The following is a 20,526-nucleotide window of genomic DNA, read 5'->3' on the forward strand; positions in this document are numbered from 1 at the left end:
GGGACAAAGCGGGACATTTAGAAATTTTGTCCCGCTGAACAAAACACATCAAGCGGGACGGGACGGGACACACCCCTATAAGGGGTGTCCCCGTGTCCCGTTGGTGATGTTGGCAATTTAAAGACTATCTTTTTAAAGGGGAAAAATACAATGCAACTTATGCAACATCAACAGCGTGGAAGCAAAGAGATCCAACACCTCATCAAAGATAAGATGATGGCAATCGTACAAGCTCCAGAGAGAAGCGGTAAAACTCTTATGACTATAGACGCTATAGCAAACCTACCTTTTAGCAGGGTATTAGTCATCACTAAGAAAAAAGCGATTGATGGTTGGAAAGATGATCTTAAACTCTATAACGATAACTTTCAATCTATTAAACGAATTGAAATAGAAGTTATCAATTACGAAAGTTTGCATAAAGTAGCTATCAAGCCAGAGTTAATCATTATCGATGAATTTCACTACTCTATATCTTCATTTCCAAAAACGCCCGCTAAAGCAAAGCTAATAAGAGATAATTGGTTAGACGTGCCAAAGATTTACATATCAGCCACACCAGCACCAGAGAGTGCTAGTCAATGGTTCCATCCTATGTGGCTAAGTAGTCATCATCCATTTAGCCAGTTTAAAAACTTCTATGAGTGGGCTAATAAGTTTGTAAATATCGAGTTAAAGAGTTACGGACACGGTACAGTCAAAGATTATAGCAATGCTAAAACAGATCAGATCATGCAGTACATCAGACCCCACCTCATCCAAATAAAAAGAGAAGAGACGGGCATTAAATTTCAGCCATCCATAGTACCCGTATATATAGACTTAGACCCCCGCACAATAGCACTAATTGAGAAGCTGAAAAGAGATCGAGTATTAGGGCGTACATTCATAGCAGATACGCCCGTAAAGTTGATAAATGGAATGTACCAGTTAGAATGCGGGGCTTTACTTGTAGATGGCATTTATCACGATATGGGAAACCGTGAGCATATCAACTTTATTAAGTCTAATTTTGGAGATACTAAAGATGTAGCGATTATGACCCGTTGGGTTGGAGAGCGTCAGATAATGGAGAGAGAATTTAAAAACGCATTGATTCTAAGCAGTCATAGCCACGCAGAGGGGGTAGAATTAAGCCACGTTGAACATCTCATAATATCAAGCCTTGATTACTCAACAGCACGATACCAGCAACGCAATGCACGTCAAGCCAGTGTCAAGCGAAAGACCCCTATTAAAGTACACGTTTTAATGAGTAAGGACCAGGTAAGCGAAGCAGTTTATAAAATCGTAGCACTTAAACACCAGGACTTTAAAGCCAGAATGTTTATGTCAAAAGTGAACACACCTTATAAACCGTTCACTTATGCAAGATAAAGCCCTAATTATCGTTATTTTAGCGTTCACTTACAAAGGTTAAACAATGACAGAACAGCAGATACAAAAAGAGATCATCAAATATCTTGAATCTATAGGAGCGTATACCATCAAGACCATTAGGACCAACAGAGCAGGAACGCCCGATATAATTGCTTGTTTAGATGGTAAATTTATCGCTATTGAAGTTAAACGCAAGGGTAACAAGCCCACGCCCCTACAATTAGCCAAAATAGAGCAGATAAGAGCGTCAGGCGGTATAGCATTTATAGCGTATAGTAAGGATGATGTAGTTAAGTGTTTAAGCGGGTCCTTCTAAGGCTAAAAGCTTATGCGGGTGCTCGTGACCGCAGAAAACGTACACAAAAACATTTTTTTTCTTTGTCTCATATTCTCAAAATAATGAAGACACCTTTAATGTTTGTTGATTTTGGGACAAAAGGGTAAATTATAAAAGGTGGAGATTGCAGTGATAGTTGAAAGTTGACCAAAATTAACCAGTTAGTCAACTCTTGGTTAATCTCTTTTAAGTACCATAAAATCGGTATTTACTCAAAACTTAAGTTATAAAGTTGACTAAGTTGACCAACCTTTTAAACCTTGTAGCTAAAAAGATATTGGGTATCCCACTACCCCCAAAACCGAACCTTTTACAAGGACCCAGATTTTTAAAGCTTTGATAATTATGCACTCTATCATTAGCTATCTCTTTTTAAAGGGTAGCTATGACACTACTAACCCCCGAACATTTACTTACTATCCTACCACCCGAAACAGTAAAGCAGATATGGGAGTTTTGCAATGGTAATTTAGTCTATTTTCCATCAAAGCCTTTAGAGTATAAAGAGATTAAAGACCAGTACAAAGAGTTGATGGAAGCTAAGATAATGAAGCATAGTGAAGCAGTGAAGATACTATCAAAGAGATTCAATAAAAGCTATAAAACCATTGATAAAATTGTAAAGAGTAGAAAGAAAGATAAAATCTTAGATTAGTTTATTAATTTAAGTTTAGATACCACAATAGACGATTAAACACCAAACCTTAAATAAAATCAGCATATATCTAAGATAGAGTTAAGATAATCACTCATTTAAGGTTACTATTCCTTAAAGTCGTATCAAGTGGTATAAAGTGATATAAAATAGTAGTAAAAAAGTATTGAAAATCAGGATTTTCAAATAGTTAAATTTTTCATAAGATTTTAATTCTTAAATGGATTTGCTTTTTAAGACAGCGTAACCAAAAGAATGATGAGGTTACGCAGTGGAGAGCTTAGAACTTATCAGCCAATTTATCAAAGATCAATTCATTCATTTTCAACCCTACTCATCACCCGCCTTTTTATCGGTACAGATAACATCTTTAACACTATCAAGCGTTTTAGCTTTGATGTAGTTGTTAAGCCAAGATTCGAGCCAGTAAGGATACCCTCTTGCAGTCCAATTATTAACCGTTTGATGATGAGTTCCAAGCAGTTCAGCCAATTTTTTATTGGTAAGATTAGCTTTTTTAAGTAGTGCTTTATAAGTCTCTTTATCCATAGACAAACCTTTACTTACTATTTTATCAATAAAATTGTAGCATTTTTTATACATATGAGTAATTTTTTTATTGACATTAAATTACAAATATGATTATAATAATAGCCAATTTATTACACATATGAGTAATAAGCAAAAACCATTCCAAAGGGGCAGAAGATGAAAACTAACCCAGTAAAAGAGATCCGTTTAACTGATTTTGAAAATGACATTAACCGTATCAAGGGAGTGGCAAACACTCTTTACTTTTTATCACTGGATGTAGAGGAGATGTTAGAGGACTCTTTAATACTCTTACATCAAGACCTACTAAAGATAGTTGAGAATGCTGAAAAGGTACATGAACTTATAAAACAGACTATAAAGGCTAACTAATGGATGTAGCAGAGTTATTTATCACGGCAATAAGAGCCAGAGAGGAAAAGGCTAAAGAGGTGATTATCTCTATGACTTCAGATAACTTCTTTAAATTTGCAGAGGCTATCTATGATGGGAGTTTTACGGAGTGTAATCCAATGGCATTTTTTAAAGATATCAAAGTTCAAATTCAAATCAAAGGGGTAATAGATGAAAAAGTATGATCCAATAGATTATGAGTTAGCAATCCACGATCTAGCAGGTATAGCGGTATTAGTTGAGAGCGTAGGACATAGAATCAATACAGTTGGAACAAGTCAAAGTGATGAGAACGCTTTTAGCCAGATAACAGACTTACTTCACACTAAGCAGGAAATATTCCAGGCACTCTTTGATGAGTATCACGAATTAATGCGTGAATCAAAAAAATAATAGATCAATAGCGGGGCATATGTACCCGCCTACTAAGCATAATTTTCAGCCCAGTAAAAGAGAGCGTAATTTTACGCTTTCAGAGATGGTGACTTATGGTGACTTTTATATGTTTAGTTTTAAAAGTTGACATCCAATAGCTTGTAAACTTTTGTTAACTTTCTAAAAGTGGGAACTTTTAAGTGGTAACTTTTGGAAACTTTGCAACTTTATCTTTGAAACTTTTTGCAACTTATACCACTCAATCGTTAAATATTGTTAGTAGAATTTAAAAGCTTAAATTTTAGCTTTTATTACTCCAGCCATACCAAACTATACCCAGACCATTTAAAACGCTTTTACAGCTAAAAGAAAGGCATTAATACCCATAGTAGAAAGCACAATACCCTTAGTAAGTAGATAAACGACCTAAGCAAAACTTAGAGCGTCCACTAAAAGCAGATAGAACGTGAGCATAAAATTATGCTGACGTTACCACAAAATTATGGAGAGTTAACCGGCTCAAAATTACGCCCGTTAAATGATAATGCTACATTGTAACAGTATGAGAGATACCCGCTTAACCTCATCAGGATATTATCTATCTTTACAGGGTAGCAAAAAGGTAGCTTTTTAAAAATGGGTAGCAATAGGGTAGCAAAGCTATTTTATCTGTTTTCTTAAAAGGCTATGCAAAGTCCAGTATTTAGGGGTTTTTAGAGAGTTTATTAATGGTCGGAGTGGCGGGATTTGAACCCGCGACCTCTACCACCCCAAGGTAGCACGCTAACCAGGCTGCGCCACACCCCGAAAGTTTAAGAGGAGCAATTATATCAAAAATTATTCTAGTATATCTTCATAAAAATCGTAACAAGATATGAAGTATATACCATTTTGTTTTTTAATTCGTTTATCCCCTCTTTTATATGCTTTTTTGAAACGTTTTACTACCTGTTTTGCTTTATTGTAGTTGTACTGTTGTCTTTGAATCAAGTCTCCTAGAGGAATCCAGCACTCTTCAGTATCATGATCATTTTTTGTCTCTGTTTTAATTTCTGAATTGTCTTTTTTGATTGATTTTTCTGTTGATTCTTCTTCAGTTTCTATGTCAATAGTAGTTTCTGTTTCTGTCTGATGAGTAATTTGATAATTTGTCAAATAGATAGCACGCATTTCATGAAATGCTTGTTTTAGTAAAGCAATCTCTTCTTGAAGAGTCTTTGTTATCTGTTTATTTGCCTCTTTAAGATCTTCTATTGAACTTTTGAGTACAGCTATCGTTTCATCTTTAGCTTTGATAATTTCTCTATACTCATCAATCAATGAAACATGCTCAATCTTCTCTTCTTCATTAACTGTTTTTTCTTTAGGCTCATCAATCTCTGATTCTATATTTGTAGCAACAATTACATAATAACGCCCATCAATCTTTCTAGCAGGCAGAGTACCTCTTTTAATCTTAGCATAGACACTTTGACGTGAAAGTCCATGCATTTGAGCATATTCAGAAGGTTTGATAAGTTGTTGCATATATTAACCCTGTTATTGACTATTTATCTCCATTATACCAAAAAGTGTCAACTAATTATGTCTATTCAATACCATTTTTTACAGGTACAAAAAGGCAGCTCTCTTTAGGAATCTCTGTAATATCTGTACCTTTTTTTATAAATTGGGTAATTATCTGCTCATTCCCTTTTTCAATTGGTGCAACAAGAATTCCTCCATCTGCAAGTTGACTAAAAATTGTATCAGGAATTTTCTTTGTTGAAGCAGAAAAAAGTATTCTGTCAAATGGAGCATACTGTCTCCATCCACGTTGACCATCATCTAAGCGTGTATGAATATTGTCAATCTCTAAAGCTTTGAAACGCTCTTTAGCCTCTTTTAAAAGGGCTTCTATACGTTCTATTGTAAATACACGTCTAAACAGTTTACTGAGTATTGCAGCCTGATAACCACTACCACAACCAATTTCCAATACGTTGTCAGCTCCTTCAGGTTCCAAGTAGACTGTCATTTTAGCTACAGTAATTGGAGAGCTTATCCATTGATTGGCTTTAATAGGAAGTGCATCAAGTTTGTAAGCCCAATGTCTGAAACCTTGTGGGACAAATATTTCACGTTCTATAGATGAAAAAGCTTTATATATGCCAAGTGTTAGATCAACTTCAGTAGCAATTTCATCAGCAAAACGCTGAAGCTTGATCTGTTTTGCTTTATCCATGAAAAATATCCATATCTATATATCGTCGTATACGTTTAATCTCTCTTGGATCGAATGTGCCTTCTATAATTTCCGTATAATCATCGCTAATTGCTTTGCCATTAGGATCAATAATAGCGCTACTTCTAGCCATATCCTGATTTGCACTGTCAGCAGCAATTACATAGCATTGGTTTGTTATAGCAAGTGCTCTTGTCAAAATTTCATAGTGCTGTTTACGTGGTTTACCCCAAAGAGATGGATTAAGAATGATATCGGCACCACGCAATTTAAGCCAAAGTTCTGTAAATCTAAGTTCAAAACAGACAATGATCCCAATTTTAATGCCATCAATCTCGAAAATTTTAATCTCTTCTTCATTACCTGCTTTAAAGTGATGGTGTTCATTGCCAAGAGGAAATAGTTTGACTTTATGCTGTGTATGAACAATTTCGCCATTATATATTACATCTGTGCGATTGACAAAGTCTTCACCATCTTTGGAAATTGTTGTCAATGTTATGATTTTGTCATCACTAATCTTTTTTATCTGCTCACGCGCATAAAGACTGGCTTCATGCGCTTCATTCATTCTATCGTAAGCGAAACCTGTAAGACATACTTCAGGTGTTACGATTATTGAGTGTTTGGGAAGATTGGCAATAGTCTCTAAAAGATGAGCAATATTTTCATCAAAGTTTTCACTGGTTGCCATTTGAATGGCAAAGGTTTTCCATTTTGTATTAGAAGTCATCAAAGCTTATACTTCCTTTCGAATAGTTTGTAACATTGCCTTCAAAGAAGTTGGTTTTTTGATCATTAAAAGTTGAAAAGCTGTCAACCCATTTTATAGGATTTTGCGCTCCAAACATAGGTTCTAAACCAATTGCTTTGAGTCTTTTGTCTGTCAAGTACTGTACATACTGATCAATGATTTGTTGATTAAGACCTAAAATCTGATCTTCAGTTACATACCATCCCCAGTTACGCTCAAGCTCATATGCTTGTCTGTACATCTCTCTTATATTTTTGACAATGCGCTCATTGAAAAGATGAGGATACTCTTTTTTAATCTCTTTAATAATATTGCTGTAAAGTGTTAAATGTGTTACTTCATCTCGTTGAATAAAACGAATCATTTGTGCAGAGCCAAGCATTTTACCACTGCGAGCCAATGCATACATAGCAGAGAAACCACTGTAGAAGTAGATGCCTTCTAAACATTGATTTGCAACCAGCATATAGAGTTTTGCTTCATCATCATCTTGTGCTTTTTCACCAAACTTTTCGTAAACATCTCCAATGAAAGAGTTTTTTCTTAGTAGTTCAGTATCACTCTTCCACATATCGTAAATTTCATCTGTATTAATAGAAATACTGTCAACCATAACAGCATAGCTTTGTGAATGCAAAGCCTCTTCAAATGCTTGACGTACAAGACACATATTTACTTCTGGTGCAGTAATCCATGTATTGACATTATCAACTGTGTTGTTTGTTTGTATAGAGTCCATAAAGATTAATTGGGCTAAGACTTTGTCATACATTCGTCGCTCTGCTGGTAATAAATGCTTGTAATCTCTTGCATCTTCTGTCAAGTCAACTTCTTTTGGGAACCAGGTATTTGCCATCATAACTTCCCACAGATTATAAGCCCACGGATAAGCACAACGATTAAGGTTGATAATACCAGCTGTACAGCCATTGATGATAGAGGTAGTTGAACGTGTAGTGTCACATTCTGTGCTGTAGAGTTTCTTTTTCATTGTTTTGTATTACCTCTTTGATAAAAAAGTTTTTTAATTAGGGTTGATTTTAACCTATAATTGTTTAATGAAAGGTGAAGCAATAATGTGGTTTTTTTAAATAAAAGAAGGGTATCTATTTACCCTTCTTGTTAACTCTTATTGACAACCTAAACACTCCATACTGCGGTCTGCGACATCTTCTACCATCTCAGGAGACTGACTTCTTAGATAATAAGTAGATTTAATACCAAGTTTCCAAGCTTCTGTATATATTTCGTGTAAATATCGTCCACTAGCTTTGTCAAGTGACATAAAGATATTTAAACTCTGTCCCTGATCTATCCATTTTTGGCGTACAGCAGCAGCTCGTACAAGAATTTTTTGGTCTAGTTCGTACGCTGGTGTATAGTATTCCCATGTATCAGGACTTAAATTTGGTACAACAACAGGAATAAGCCCACTTAGGTTCTCTTCAAACCATTTTCTTTTGTAAACTGGCTCTATTGTTTGGGTAGTACCGACTAATATTGAGATGGAACTTGTTGGAGCAATAGCCATTAAGTAACCATTTCTCATACCATCTTCTTTGACTTTTTTGCGTAATGCATCCCAGTCATATATATAACCAAAGAGACCGCCACGGTCAGTCAATTTTTTGGCTTGTTCATTAGCATTGTCAATAGGAAGAATTCCCCTGCTCCACTTAGAGCCTTCATAATCAGGATATTTCCCTTTTTCTATAGCCAGGTTAGATGATGCTTTTATAGCATTGTAGCTGATCATCTCCATTACTTCATCTATTAGGTTAAGATGTTCACTGCTGCCCCATTTAACCTGTTTCTCTGCTATCATTTGAGCTTCACCCATTACACCCAAACCAATTGCTCTTGAACGCTCATTGGTTTTCTTAACCTTTTCTAGAGGGTAGAAGTTTAAGTCTATAACATTGTCAAGCATTCTAATAGCAATAGGAATAACCCGCTCTATATCCTCTTTGGTGTTAATTTTAGAAAGGTTCACACTTGCAAGGTTACATACAGCAGTTTTACCAGCTTCTCCAACTTTCTCTACAATGTAAATATCTTTTCCGTCTATAGAGTCAAGAGCTGTAATCTTTTTAGCTTTTTTTGTTATACCGCTATCAACAGTTACATCATCCTCTTCATCAAAGTAAGCAACACTGCCATCAGTAAATTTTACTTGTACTTTGTAGTAGTTTGGATCTGTATTTTGGAAAATTTCCGTACACAGATTAGAGCTTCTGATGATTCCACAATGATCATTAGGATTGACTCTGTTTGCAGTATCTTTAAAGCATAGGAAAGGGTTTCCTGTCTCAAAATAGCTCATTAATATCTTTTTCCAAAGCTCTTTTGCCTTGACATGCTCTTTTAATATATTTGGATCATTTTCATATTCGATATATCTTTTTTCAAACTCTTCACCGTAAAGGTTTGTCAAGTCACTTGTTTCAAATGGGTCAAACAGTGTCCATACACCATCTTCTAAAACTCTTTTCATAAACAAGTCATTGATCCAAATTGCAGGGAAAAGGTCATGAGCACGGCGACGCTCTTCACCAGAGTTTTTCTTTAAATCAATAAAATCCCAAATGTCAATATGCCATGGTTCTATGTAGACAGCAATTGCACCTTTTCGTGTTCCAAGCTGATCAACAGCAATGGCAATGTCATTTGTAATTTTCAAGAAAGGTACAATACCTCCAGCAGCATTTTTATGACCGTCAATGTAGCTTCCCATTCCACGGACTTTGCTCCAGTCCCAGCCAATACCTCCACCATATTTGCTTAACAGTGCCATCTCTTTGTAGGCATCAAAAATTCCTTCAATTTTGTCAGGAGTGCTTCCTATGTAACATGAGGAGAGTTGATGTCTTGGTGTTCTGGCATTTGAGAGAGTTGGTGTTGCAACCATGACTTCAAATTTGCTAATTACATCATAGAACTTTTTTGCCCACTCTTGACAGTTTAGTTCATTTTGTGCAAGAAACATTGCCACACCCATAAAGAGGTGTTGCGGTAATTCAATAGGATTATTGTTTCTGTCTTTTAGAAGATATCTGTCATAAAGAGTGCGAATTCCAAGATATGTAAATTGTAAATCTCGCTCAGGTTTAATATAGTCATTCAAATCATCAAGATCATACTTCTCTTTAAGACCTTGTACAATACGCCCTTCTGCTTCACCTTTTTCAAAGTATTCTCTTAAATGTGTATAACCGGTGAATCCGTTAACTTTATGATATAGATCATAAAGAAAAAGACGAGCTGCTACGTAAGTCCAGTTTGGTCTGTCTATGTCGATTTTGTCAACGGCAGTCTTGATCAGTGTCTCTTGTATCTCTTCAGTTGTTATGCGATCTCTAAATTGAATTTTAGCATCAACTTCAAGTTCACTTTGGCTTACACCGTCTAATCCTTTGACAGCTGCCGATGTATATTTTTGAATTTTTGTAATGTCAAGCGGTTCGGCTCTTCCATTTCGCTTAATTACTGTCAACACTCCCAATGACATACTCTCTCCCTATTTATCAAATATTAGTGCCAAAGAAGAAAATTATTTTTGGCAGTGCCAATACTAAATCAGATTTAGTATTGGCCTAGTGTTTTGTTTTTGATTCTAAAATTATGCAAAAACTCTTTCAAAAATTCTGTCAACATTTTTAGTATAGTATCCATAATCAAAACATTCACGAATCTCTTCTTCACTTAGTTTGTTTCTAAGCTCTTCATCAGAAAGAAGATATTGCAAGTAAAGACTCTCACCTTTCTCATTTAAAGCAGGTTTTCCTTTTTGAAGATCTTCCCAAACTTTCATTGCATTACGCTGAACAATTTTGTAAGCATCTTCTCTAGTTACACCACGTTTTGGTAGTTCAAGAAGAACGCGTTGTGAGAAAACCAAACCACCAGTTAGGTTTAGATTTTTCATCATGTTTTCCGGATAGACAACAAGTTTGTCAAGCAATCCGTTTAAACGCATCAACATAAAGTCTGCTGTAATGAAGCTGTCAGGCAAAATGAAACGTTCAACAGAACTGTGGCTAATGTCACGTTCATGCCAAAGAGCCACATTCTCCATAGCAGGTATGCAGTAGCTTCGAACCATTCTTGCCAAACCTGTAATATTTTCACTAAGAACAGGGTTTCGTTTATGTGGCATTGCTGAACTTCCTTTTTGTCCTTTGTGGAAATACTCTTCGCATTCATAAACTTCTGTTCTTTGAAAGTGTCTGATTGCCACTGCAATCTTTTCAACTGTAGATGCCATTAATGCAAGTGCACTCATCAATCTAGCATAACGATCACGCTGTATGATTTGGTTAGAGACAGGTGCCGGTTTAAGTCCAAGCTCTTCACAAACATACTCTTCAAGTTCTATTGGAGCATGAGCAAAGTTACCCATAGCACCACTTATTTTTCCTACATTGATTACTTCATATGTCTCTTCAAGGTTTTTTAGATGACGCTTCATCTCATCATACCAGATAGCAAGCACTAAACCAAATGTAATAGGCTCACCATGAATACCATGACTTCGCCCTACCATTAGAGTAAGTTTGTGTTCCATTGCTCTTCGTTTGATTGTCTCCATGACAGTTTTTACATCTTCAATGATGATTTTTAGACTGTCTCTCATTTGAAGAGCTACTGCTGTATCTATTGTGTCTGAGCTTGTCATTCCATAATGAACCCATCTACTCTCTTCACCCAAACTTTCAGCAACAGAAGTTAAAAATGCAATGACATCATGTCTTGTCTCTTTTTCAATTTCATCAATTCTTTCAATATTAAATGATGCATTTTCTTCTATCTTCTTTGCATCTTCATCAGGAATCAAGCCAAGGCGGTTCCAAGCTTTTACTGCTGCAATCTCTACATCAAGCCATGCTTGATATTTAGCTTCCATTGTCCATTTCGACTTCATCTCTTCTCTGGCATATCGTTCGACCATGTTAATCCTTTTATTAGGGTAAAATTACTTTTGAACTTACGTATATATCGCATGTTCAGATTCGATTTTATTTTCAAATATAGGCAAAGTTGTCTAAAAACAGTCTAGTTTTTAGAAATACCGTAATGTTGATATCGAAGAATGTAACGACATATGCGTAAGATCACTATTTTTTTAAGAGATATATTTTATAAAATAGTGCGTTAAAAAGAGGTAAAAAAATTATGGTATTAAAACTATGGGATTTATAAAAAGATATTATTATGTAGAAGAGCCGATTCCTGCTTTCCTTTTTTTAATGAAGCAGTTAGGTGTGTCACAAGGTCAGTCACAAAGAATAATCACTACAGGCAGACTTTTTGTAAATGGTAAAGTTTGGGAACGAAGTGGACATAAAATCCAAGGTCACGTAGAAGTAAAGATGTTTGTTCCTCAAAGTAAAGGAGTTGAACCTATATTTACAACTCCTGACTTTGGTCTGTTTGATAAACCAAGTGGAGTACTTGTACATCCAAGAACCAGATTTACAAACTACTCTCTTTTAGATGATATTCGTCATGTTTATGGCAAAGATGCCAATGCAATACATCGTATTGATAAAGAGACAAGTGGTTTACTTTTAGTAAGTAGAAACAAAGAGTCTGAGCGAAGACTAAAACTTATGTTTGAAAGTCGAAATGTAAAAAAGAGCTATTTGGCATGGGTAAGAGGAAAAATAGATAAGCCTTTCAAAGTAAATGTACCACTAAAACGGAATGATGATTTTTCTACTATTAAGCTAAAAGTTCTTGTTGATCCAGATGGTAAAGATGCATTGACATATTTTGAACCTATTGAGTATGATGAAATTCATGATGCAACTTTAATACAGGCTTTTCCACATACAGGAAGACAACATCAAATCAGAGTACACCTGTTTCACGTGAAACATCCGATAATTGGAGATCCAATCTATGGAGTTCCTACAGAGATTGCTATTAAGTATCTGGACAAAGAGATTACAGAAGAAGAGAGATTGTACTACATGGGAGCCAAACGTTTACTGCTTCATGCTCAAACATTGACGTTTGACTACCAAGGAGTGTCATATAATTTTAATTCAAAATTCGACTTTGAAAGTTTAAAGAGCTTGATTGTAAAACCAAAAAACCGATTTAGCTTTTGTTTGCCATAATAAAACCGCCTACGCCGGCGATTACAACTAGTACTAGAAAAAGTACCATTCCGTAATCTAAATAACTCATGAGACTTCCTTTGATAATTCTTGCTCGCGCAGCTGTCCACAAGCTGCGCTGATGTCAAGACCTTTTGATTCACGTACTGTACAAAGAAGTCCTTTGCTTAGAAGATACTCTTGAAATTGCCTCATTCTTTCAGGCTCTGGACGTTTAAAATCAGATCCTGGGTAAGGGTTGAAATATATTAAGTTTACTTTTGCTTTTATGCCCTCTAGAAGCTTTATTAGCTTTTTTGCGCTTTTAATGTCATCATTGACATCTTTGATTACCAAGTATTCAAACATTACTCTTTTTCTTGTATTTACAGGAAATGCTTTGACAGCTTCTATGATTGATGCAATATTGTAAGCTTTATTCATTGGAATAAGCTCTTCTCTTAACTCATCATCAACAGCATGTAAACTTATTGCCAATTGTACACCAAGTTCCATTTCTCCCAGTTTTTTTATCTTTGTACTTATACCACTTGTTGATACTGTTTGACGTTTAGGTGAAATACTAAGACCATTTTCATTACCAAATATCTGAATAGCTTTTGCAAGATTTTCTAGATTATCAAGTGGTTCACCCATTCCCATATAAACAATATTGACTCTTCTGTTACTTGCAATGTCATTATCTTTTTTTATTTCAAGCACCTGTCCTACTATTTCACCTGCAGTCAAGTTTCGAATAAATCCTCCTTTTGCAGTAAGACAAAAAGAGCACCCTACTTTACATCCTACTTGACTAGATACACAAACTGTATATTTTGCATGATGAATCAGTTCACCCTTTTCATCATACTCTGCATCTTTCATTTTTAAAAGTACAGATTCAACAGTATGTCCATCTTGAAGTTCGAAAAGATATTTAATACTCCCATCACTGCTTTTCTGTTTTTGGACAATTTTCATAGGTGAAATTAGGAAATTATTTTCTAACTCTTCACGAAGTTTTTTTGGAATATTTTGCATCTGTAAAAAAGAGTCAATATGGTGTTGATATACCCAATTGTAAATCTGTTTCACTCGAAACTTTGGAGGAAATATCTTTTCAAGTTCAGTTTGTGTGTAATCAAGAATGGAAGGTTTCAAGGTTTGGTATCCTTTTTTTAAGATATTCAATTAGTTTTGTCATTGCTTCATTATGATTGGCTAGGAAGTCATTATGAGCATTTTCATTGCACATATTTGTAATGACAAATATTCCCCCGCAAGGAATATTGAAGTTTTGTGCAACCTGCATTACAGAGTAAAACTCCATATTTTCTAGCCCTATTCCCAAGCGGTTAAAATTTTGTGACAAATGAAAATCTGTAGAAATGTAATTGCTTGAGTTGACAATAATAGGTCTGCCTTCATTTGCAATTTTTGCAAGTGGAGTTTCACGTGAAACATTTTCATCTGAAACAATTACATTGTTTTCTAATGGAGTATAACTCTTTTTTAGTAAAAAAGAGAGTTCTATTTGACTGGCTGCTTTTGATTCTACAATGTCAAAAATATTAAATTTTCCATAACTTCCTGCACTTCCTACAAAAAGTAGAAACTCAGGTGGATTCATTAGAACCAACCTGGTCAGGTTTACTGCACTTTCACAAAGCCCCATGCCAATTGGAGTTGCAAAAGGAAATGTTTCATTGTTACCTGCGCAGATAATCATAGTCTCACCGGAATATTGTTTTTATGTAAGTAATTTTTTAGATCCATAATGTCAATTTCACGGAAATGAAAAATAGAAGCTGCAAGTGCAGCATCAGCTCCAGCTTCAAAAGCATCTTTTATATGCTCCATTGTCCCAGCTCCTCCACTGGCAATTACAGGAACATTTACAGATTTACTTACAGCACTATTTAAAATATTGTCATATCCTGCTTTTGTTCCGTCAGCATCCATAGATGTTAACAGTATCTCCCCTGCTCCACGATCAACAACCTCTTTTGCCCACTCTAAAACATCAATACCTGTGTCAATGCGTCCACCATTAATAAAAACATTCCACTTTTCAGGTCCAACACGTTTGGCATCTATAGCAACTACAATACATTGCGAACCAAAACGTTTAGCTCCTTCATCAATAAAGTCAGGTCGTTTAATAGCTGCAGAGTTGATACTTACTTTGTCACATCCCACATTTAAAAGTGCATAAATGTCATCCAGTTTACGAATACCACCACCAACTGTCAAAGGAATAAAAACCTCTTTTGCAACCTCTTTGACAATATGTACAATAGTGTCACGATTTTCATGGCTGGCAGTAATGTCAAGGAAGGTTACTTCATCTGCACCCTCTTCATTATATCTTTTTGCAACTTCTACCGGATCTCCGGCATCTTTTAGTCCAACAAAATTGACACCTTTAACTACACGCCCATCTTTAACATCCAAACAAGGGATTATACGTTTAGCAAATGTTTCCAAGGTCATCTCTTTTTTTGAAAGAATTTAAATTGTGTATAATAACAATCGCATTATATCGCATCCTAGTATATAAATATAAATCTCTTTTTAAGAAAAGTTTCAGTATGATAAACCGAAATGCTCATATAGACAGTGAAAAAATTGCCAAAAAGAAATTTGGCCAAAATTTTTTAAAAGATGAAACTGTTTTACATCAGATCATCGAATCGATGCCCAATGATGATAAACCTATTGTGGAGATTGGGCCTGGATTAGGTGATTTAACCAGATATCTGGTTGAGATTAAGGATGTCACCGCTTATGAGGTGGACAAAGACCTGTGTGAGCATTTGCGCAAGCGTTTTAAAGTAGCCATAGAAAATGGTAGGCTTACACTTCGTTGCACAGATGTTCTAATCCATTGGGATCAAGAGAGTTTAGGTGATCAGCCTTACCATATGGTTGCAAACCTACCCTATTACATTGCGACAAATATAATATTGCGTGCGCTGAAAGACCATAATTGTCAAAGTTTACTGGTCATGGTGCAAAAAGAGGTTGCTGAAAAGTTTAGTGCTCAACCTGGGCAAAAATCTTTTTCAGCTCTTGCTGTATTGGCACAAAGTACGGGTGAGGTACAATTATGTTTTGATGTACCTCCTGAAGCTTTCGTACCTGCACCGAAAGTAGTGTCGTCAGTACTTCGAATTGTCAAGAAAAAGACATTTAGCGATCCGGCATTTGAAATCTTTTTAAAGACGGCTTTTGCTCAGCCTCGCAAGACACTTGCCAAAAATCTTTCGAGTGCGTTTTGCAAAAAAGATGTAGTAGCAGCTCTTGATTCTTTGGATTTGGGTTCTTCTGTTCGTCCACATGAAGTGGAAACATCCCTCTATCACCACCTATATAAAATTTTAAAAGGTGATATTGATGGAAGAGAAGAAAAATCAGGATAATCAAACAAATAATAGCGATGACAAATCACAAAATAATTACAATAGACAAAATAGAAGACCAAGAAGACCAAGAAATAGTAACACCCAACAACAAAGCAGTGAAAAAAACAACTCTACCTCTGCACGTAATGATAATGCATCAAATAATGTAAATCGCACACGAAATACACAACGCAACACATATCAAAAAGGGCGCAGTAATCAGCGCGGCAGACGAAGTAATGGGCGAAACCCTGAATCTCACTACAGAACTCCTTCAAATGTACAGCGTAGTAGTGATGGTATTTACACCGATATAAATCAGGCAATTGCTGCAAATAAAGCTATGCACGAAGAGCGTCTTAACACAGCAGCAAAAATTGATATTAATAATAAAGCACGTGTCCGTTTTACTCCTCTTGGAGGTTTGGGTGAAATTGGCGGCAACATGGCTGTACTTGAAACAGAAAATAGTGCTATTGTTATTGATGTGGGAATGAGCTTCCCGACAGAAGAGATGCATGGGGTTGATATTTTAGTTCCTGATTTCAGTTATCTTCATACAATTAAAGACAAAATAGACGGTATTGTTATTACCCACGCACATGAAGACCATATTGGAGCTGTTCCTTATCTTTTTAAAGAGTTGAAGTTTCCTATATATGGTACACCTCTTCCTCTTGGAATGATTTCCAACAAATTTGATGAGCATGGTTTGAAAAATGATAAAAAATATTTTCGCTTCATTGAGAAGAGAAGACCAATAAGAATAGGAGATTTTGAAGTTGAGTGGCTGCATATGACACACTCTATTATTGATGCGTCATCTTTGGCTATCAGAACACCTGCAGGAGTTATAATTCATACAGGCGACTTTAAAATAGATCACACTCCAGTTGACAACTACCCTGCTGATTTGCACAGATTGGCACAATATGGTGAAGAGGGAGTTTTATGTCTTCTTTCAGATAGTACCAATTCACATAAAGCAGGCATTACACGAAGTGAAAAGACAGTTGGACCTACTTTTGATCACCTTTTCTCTAAAGCAAAGGGACGGGTCATTATGTCAACTTTCTCATCAAACATTCACCGTGTATATCAAGCCATAGAACACGGCATAAAATATAACCGAAAGGTTGCAGTTATTGGACGTTCTATGGAGCGAAACTTGGAAACAGCCAGACAACTGGGCTATATAGATATACCTGAAGATATTTTTATTGATGCGCATGAAGTTGTTCGATACAATGATAACGAAGTGCTTATTGTTACAACAGGTAGTCAGGGTGAGTCTATGAGTGCTCTTTATCGTATGGCTACAGATGAGCATCGCCACATTAAAATCAAGCCAAGCGATACTGTTATTATTTCTGCTAAAGCTATTCCTGGAAATGAGGCAAGTGTCTCTCGTGTTATGAATCATTTAATGAGAGCTGGCGCTACTGTTGCTTACCAAGACTTTAGTGAAATTCATGTTTCAGGACATGCTGCTCAAGAAGAGCAAAAACTTATGTTAAGACTTACTCAACCAAAATTCTTTTTACCTGTTCACGGTGAATATAATCATATTGCACGTCATGCTAAAACTGCTGTAGAGTGTGGTGTTGATGAGCGTAATATTCTTTTAATGAGTGATGGTGATCAAATTGAGATAACACCAAAATATCTTAAAAAAGTAAGAACTGTAAAAACGGGAAAAACATATATTGACAATCAAGCAAATAGTGAAATAGAGAATGACATTGTTCTTGATCGTCAGAAACTGGCAACAGAGGGAATCATAATGATTGTTGCCCAAATAGATCAAAGAGAGCATAAATTGGTTGGTCACCCTCGTGTAAGCAGTTTTGGAATTGTAGCTGATAAAGATGACAAAAAATTTGCCAAAGAGATAGAAGCAATTATAGAGACATATATGACTCATAAAGAAGAGAGTGAAAATCTTGATACTAGAACAATAGAAAATGATATTCGACAAGCTGTCCGCAAACATGTTCTTCGTAAAATGAAACGCTATCCTCTAATTGTCCCAACAATTTATGTCATATAAAAGTTTTTTAGGATGCAGTTTGCATCCTGCTTCACTTATGATAGAATTTAAAATATAGAATGAGAGTACAATCTCTTCAAGGAAAGATATGAATCCGCAGGATATTGCCAAAGAGGTACTGGAAACTGAGGCTAAAACTCTACTAGATGCAGTAAAACTTATTGATGATGCATTTGATAAAGCAGTTGAAATTATGTATAACACAAAAGGCAAATGCATTATTACAGGAGTAGGAAAGTCTGGCCTCATTGGTGCAAAGATTGCAGCAACATTGGCCAGTACAGGAACGCCAAGTTTTTTTATTCATCCTACTGAAGCACTTCATGGTGATTTGGGTATGATAGGACCACAAGATTCGGTACTTGCAATCAGTTATAGCGGTGAAAGTGAAGAGTTGATCAAGATTTTACCGCATATCAAACGATTTGATATTCCATTGATTGCTATGGCTGGCAAAGATGATTCAACCCTGGCTAAATATGGTGATGTCTTTTTATCTATTCAAGTAGAAAAAGAGGCATGTCCATTAGGTGCTGCTCCTACATCTTCTACAACATTGACTCTTGCATTGGGTGATGCATTGGCTGTGGCACTAATGAAAAAACGAAACTTTAAAGCTGAAGATTTTGCATCTTTTCATCCTGGTGGATCGCTTGGAAAGCGTCTTTTTGTCAAAATAGAAGATTTAATGAGAAAAGAGAATCTTCCAAAAATCAAACCAGATACACCTCTTAAAGAGGCAGTGGTTGTAATGAGTGAAGGACGGCTTGGGAATGTACTAATTGTGGATGAAAATGATACTCTAATAGGGGTACTTAGTGATGGTGATGTTAGACGTGCATTAATGCAAACAGACTTTTCAATTGACACCGAAGCAATCAAATACTCTAATCTTTCACCAAAAACATGCCAAAATGAGAGGATGCTTGCATCTGAGGCATTGGAAATGATAGAAAATTATAAAATCCAGATGCTCCCAATTGTTGATGAATTGGGACATGTAAAAGGTGTATTACACCTGCACGATCTGGTAGAAGCAGGAATTAAACGATGAGCCAATATAGCTCTAATACCAAAAATGAGGTGAGATTAAATAAATTTCTCTCTCACAATACCAAGTATTCACGTCGTGAAGCTGATAAATTGATTGAAGCTGGACGTGTTGAAGTTAATGGGAAGGTTGTTACTGATTTTTCATATAAAGTAAAACCGGATGATAAAGTTAAATTAAATGGTAGATATATCAAGCCTAAATCTATGCATGAGATGACTGTGATTGTATATCACAAACCTAAAGGTGAGCTTGTAACAAAAAAAGATCCTAAAGGTCGCAAGACAATATATGATACATTGCCTAAAAAATTTGCACACTTTGTACCTATTGGTAGACTAGACTTTGCAAGTGAAGGTCTTTTGCTTTTAACAGACTCACCACGTGTTGCAGATATTTTAATGAACAGCAATCTTGAACGTGTGTATAATCTTAAAATAAGAGGATCCATTACTCAAGCTATGGAAAAGGCGATGCAGGAGGGAATGAAAGTCCGCAGCAAAAAAGGGGCACACGAAAAGAGTAAGATTGAAGAGATGGAGTTTGCACCTTTCTTTGCTTATCAAATTATAAAAAATGAGTCTAATTACTCAAAAATTCGTGTAGCAATAGGTGAAGGAAAAAACAGAGAACTACGCCGTTTCTTTGGATATTTCGATCGTGAAGTGCTAGATTTGCATCGTGTCAGTTTTGGCGGTATAAGTCTTAACAATCTGCCAAAAGGAAAAACCCGCTTTTTGAGCCAAAAAGAGTATGATGACTTGCATGCATTTATTAAAGCACAGCAGGAGAAAGAGTACTTTGCTAAAAAAGATGGGAAGCAAATTCGAGGAGATGAACTAAATGATTGAACTTACTGTACAGACTAAACACACATCAGAGATGATAGATATTACCGAAATGGTTCACGAAGCGGTAATTAAAAAAGGAATAAAAAGCGGTATAGTTACGGTATTTGTGCCACATACTACAGCTAGCATTATTCTTTTTGAAAATATTGATCCACAGCTTAGACGAGATTTTCTTGCTGCATTAGGACGTGTCGCACCGGCTGATATCAAGTATCACCATCAGGGAGAAAATGCTGCAGCTCACATTAAATCAGCTCTTTGTGGTGCTAGAATTGTTGTTCCAATGGAGAATGCAAAACTTCAGCTTGGTGAATGGCAGGGAATCTTTCTATGTGAATTTGATGGTCCACGAGAACGCAAAGTAATTGTACAGGTTGTCAACGGCTAAAATGGGAATTG

Annotated in this window: 22 protein-coding genes and 1 tRNA gene; 12 read left to right on the top strand and 11 right to left on the bottom strand. The window is 35.9% G+C overall.

The annotated features are described in order from the left end of the window. Positions 1–150 precede the first annotated feature (150 nt). The 3 genes from BM227_RS01555 to BM227_RS01565 all read left to right on the top strand — a co-directional run bounded on the left by BM227_RS01555 (position 151) and on the right by BM227_RS01565 (position 2,372). Entirely contained in the window at positions 151–1,377 is a 1,227-nt protein-coding gene (locus tag BM227_RS01555) for a DEAD/DEAH box helicase family protein (protein ID WP_092910417.1), read from the top strand. A gap of 46 nt (positions 1,378–1,423) precedes the next feature. Then, entirely contained in the window at positions 1,424–1,696 is a 273-nt protein-coding gene (locus tag BM227_RS01560; protein ID WP_092910420.1) for a VRR-NUC domain-containing protein, read from the top strand. A 406-nt stretch (positions 1,697–2,102) separates the two neighbouring features. Continuing rightward, positions 2,103–2,372, top strand: coding sequence for a hypothetical protein (locus BM227_RS01565; protein WP_092910423.1), 270 nt, complete (start codon positions 2,103–2,105; stop codon positions 2,370–2,372). Between the two features lie 330 nt (positions 2,373–2,702). On the opposite strand, the gene BM227_RS01570 is transcribed toward BM227_RS01565, so the two are convergent. Then, positions 2,703–2,921: a helix-turn-helix domain-containing protein gene (locus tag BM227_RS01570; RefSeq protein ID WP_092910426.1), complete on the bottom strand. Its 219-nt coding sequence runs from the start codon at positions 2,919–2,921 to the stop codon at positions 2,703–2,705. 159 nt (positions 2,922–3,080) lie between these two features. On the opposite strand from BM227_RS01570, the gene BM227_RS01575 reads away from it, so the two are divergent. Genes BM227_RS01575 through BM227_RS01585 form a run of 3 tightly spaced genes read left to right on the top strand, consistent with a single transcriptional unit; the run spans position 3,081 to position 3,710 of the window. Next, positions 3,081–3,296: a hypothetical protein gene (locus tag BM227_RS01575; RefSeq protein WP_092910429.1), complete on the top strand. Its 216-nt coding sequence runs from the start codon at positions 3,081–3,083 to the stop codon at positions 3,294–3,296. Next, positions 3,296–3,502 carry a hypothetical protein gene (locus BM227_RS01580; protein ID WP_092910432.1) on the top strand — a complete coding sequence of 69 codons (207 nt, stop codon included), beginning with the start codon at positions 3,296–3,298 and terminating at the stop codon, positions 3,500–3,502. The genes BM227_RS01575 and BM227_RS01580 overlap by 1 nt, the downstream gene beginning before the upstream one ends. Further along, a complete protein-coding gene (locus BM227_RS01585) occupies positions 3,489–3,710 on the top strand; it encodes a hypothetical protein (protein WP_092910435.1) in 222 nt (73 codons plus the stop codon). The genes BM227_RS01580 and BM227_RS01585 overlap by 14 nt, the downstream gene beginning before the upstream one ends. A gap of 711 nt (positions 3,711–4,421) precedes the next feature. On the opposite strand, the gene BM227_RS01590 is transcribed toward BM227_RS01585, so the two are convergent. From BM227_RS01590 to purB, 7 genes are all read right to left on the bottom strand, one after another. Further along, a tRNA-Pro gene (locus BM227_RS01590) sits at positions 4,422–4,499 on the bottom strand. A gap of 30 nt (positions 4,500–4,529) precedes the next feature. Beyond that, positions 4,530–5,219, bottom strand: coding sequence for a DUF3972 domain-containing protein (locus tag BM227_RS01595; RefSeq protein WP_092910438.1), 690 nt, complete (start codon positions 5,217–5,219; stop codon positions 4,530–4,532). A 61-nt stretch (positions 5,220–5,280) separates the two neighbouring features. Then, positions 5,281–5,916: a protein-L-isoaspartate(D-aspartate) O-methyltransferase gene (locus BM227_RS01600; RefSeq protein WP_092910441.1), complete on the bottom strand. Its 636-nt coding sequence runs from the start codon at positions 5,914–5,916 to the stop codon at positions 5,281–5,283. Then, on the bottom strand, positions 5,909–6,649 hold the full coding sequence (locus BM227_RS01605) for a carbon-nitrogen hydrolase family protein (protein ID WP_092910444.1): 741 nt from the start codon (positions 6,647–6,649) through the stop codon (positions 5,909–5,911). The genes BM227_RS01600 and BM227_RS01605 overlap by 8 nt, the downstream gene beginning before the upstream one ends. Continuing rightward, positions 6,639–7,661 carry a ribonucleotide-diphosphate reductase subunit beta gene (locus BM227_RS01610; protein WP_092910447.1) on the bottom strand — a complete coding sequence of 341 codons (1,023 nt, stop codon included), beginning with the start codon at positions 7,659–7,661 and terminating at the stop codon, positions 6,639–6,641. Before BM227_RS01610 ends, BM227_RS01605 begins: the two co-directional genes overlap by 11 nt. Positions 7,662–7,799: 138 nt before the next feature. Beyond that, positions 7,800–10,163, bottom strand: coding sequence for a ribonucleoside-diphosphate reductase subunit alpha (locus tag BM227_RS01615; protein WP_092910647.1), 2,364 nt, complete (start codon positions 10,161–10,163; stop codon positions 7,800–7,802). 126 nt (positions 10,164–10,289) lie between these two features. After that, entirely contained in the window at positions 10,290–11,618 is a 1,329-nt protein-coding gene (gene purB / locus BM227_RS01620; protein ID WP_092910449.1) for an adenylosuccinate lyase, read from the bottom strand. 238 nt (positions 11,619–11,856) lie between these two features. Here purB and BM227_RS01625 point away from each other — a divergent pair, with 238 nt between their 5' ends. Beyond that, positions 11,857–12,792, top strand: coding sequence for an RluA family pseudouridine synthase (locus tag BM227_RS01625; protein WP_092910451.1), 936 nt, complete (start codon positions 11,857–11,859; stop codon positions 12,790–12,792). 66 nt (positions 12,793–12,858) lie between these two features. Here BM227_RS01625 and rlmN read toward each other — a convergent pair whose 3' ends face one another. Genes rlmN through hisF form a run of 3 tightly spaced genes read right to left on the bottom strand, consistent with a single transcriptional unit; the run spans position 12,859 to position 15,258 of the window. Continuing rightward, positions 12,859–13,932 carry a dual-specificity RNA methyltransferase RlmN gene (gene rlmN, locus BM227_RS01630; RefSeq protein WP_092910454.1) on the bottom strand — a complete coding sequence of 358 codons (1,074 nt, stop codon included), beginning with the start codon at positions 13,930–13,932 and terminating at the stop codon, positions 12,859–12,861. Further along, positions 13,913–14,500 carry a 5'-methylthioadenosine/S-adenosylhomocysteine nucleosidase family protein gene (locus BM227_RS01635; protein WP_092910457.1) on the bottom strand — a complete coding sequence of 196 codons (588 nt, stop codon included), beginning with the start codon at positions 14,498–14,500 and terminating at the stop codon, positions 13,913–13,915. The genes rlmN and BM227_RS01635 overlap by 20 nt, the downstream gene beginning before the upstream one ends. After that, positions 14,497–15,258, bottom strand: a complete 762-nt coding sequence (gene hisF / locus BM227_RS01640; protein ID WP_092910459.1) for an imidazole glycerol phosphate synthase subunit HisF — start codon at positions 15,256–15,258, stop codon at positions 14,497–14,499. Before hisF ends, BM227_RS01635 begins: the two co-directional genes overlap by 4 nt. 104 nt (positions 15,259–15,362) lie before the next feature. Here hisF and rsmA point away from each other — a divergent pair, with 104 nt between their 5' ends. The 5 genes from rsmA to BM227_RS01665 all read left to right on the top strand — a co-directional run bounded on the left by rsmA (position 15,363) and on the right by BM227_RS01665 (position 20,515). Beyond that, positions 15,363–16,193, top strand: a complete 831-nt coding sequence (gene rsmA / locus BM227_RS01645) for a 16S rRNA (adenine(1518)-N(6)/adenine(1519)-N(6))-dimethyltransferase RsmA (RefSeq protein ID WP_092910462.1) — start codon at positions 15,363–15,365, stop codon at positions 16,191–16,193. Then, a complete protein-coding gene (locus tag BM227_RS01650) occupies positions 16,168–18,225 on the top strand; it encodes a ribonuclease J (protein WP_092910463.1) in 2,058 nt (685 codons plus the stop codon). The genes rsmA and BM227_RS01650 overlap by 26 nt, the downstream gene beginning before the upstream one ends. 88 nt (positions 18,226–18,313) lie before the next feature. After that, a complete protein-coding gene (locus BM227_RS01655) occupies positions 18,314–19,279 on the top strand; it encodes a KpsF/GutQ family sugar-phosphate isomerase (RefSeq protein ID WP_092910466.1) in 966 nt (321 codons plus the stop codon). Further along, a complete protein-coding gene (locus BM227_RS01660) occupies positions 19,276–20,127 on the top strand; it encodes a pseudouridine synthase (protein ID WP_092910469.1) in 852 nt (283 codons plus the stop codon). The genes BM227_RS01655 and BM227_RS01660 overlap by 4 nt, the downstream gene beginning before the upstream one ends. Beyond that, complete coding sequence (locus tag BM227_RS01665; protein WP_092910472.1) at positions 20,120–20,515, top strand: secondary thiamine-phosphate synthase enzyme YjbQ; 396 nt, start codon at positions 20,120–20,122, stop codon at positions 20,513–20,515. Before BM227_RS01660 ends, BM227_RS01665 begins: the two co-directional genes overlap by 8 nt. Positions 20,516–20,526: the final 11 nt, after the last annotated feature.

Source organism: Hydrogenimonas thermophila, assembly GCF_900115615.1.
Lineage (GTDB): Bacteria > Campylobacterota > Campylobacteria > Campylobacterales > Hydrogenimonadaceae > Hydrogenimonas > Hydrogenimonas thermophila.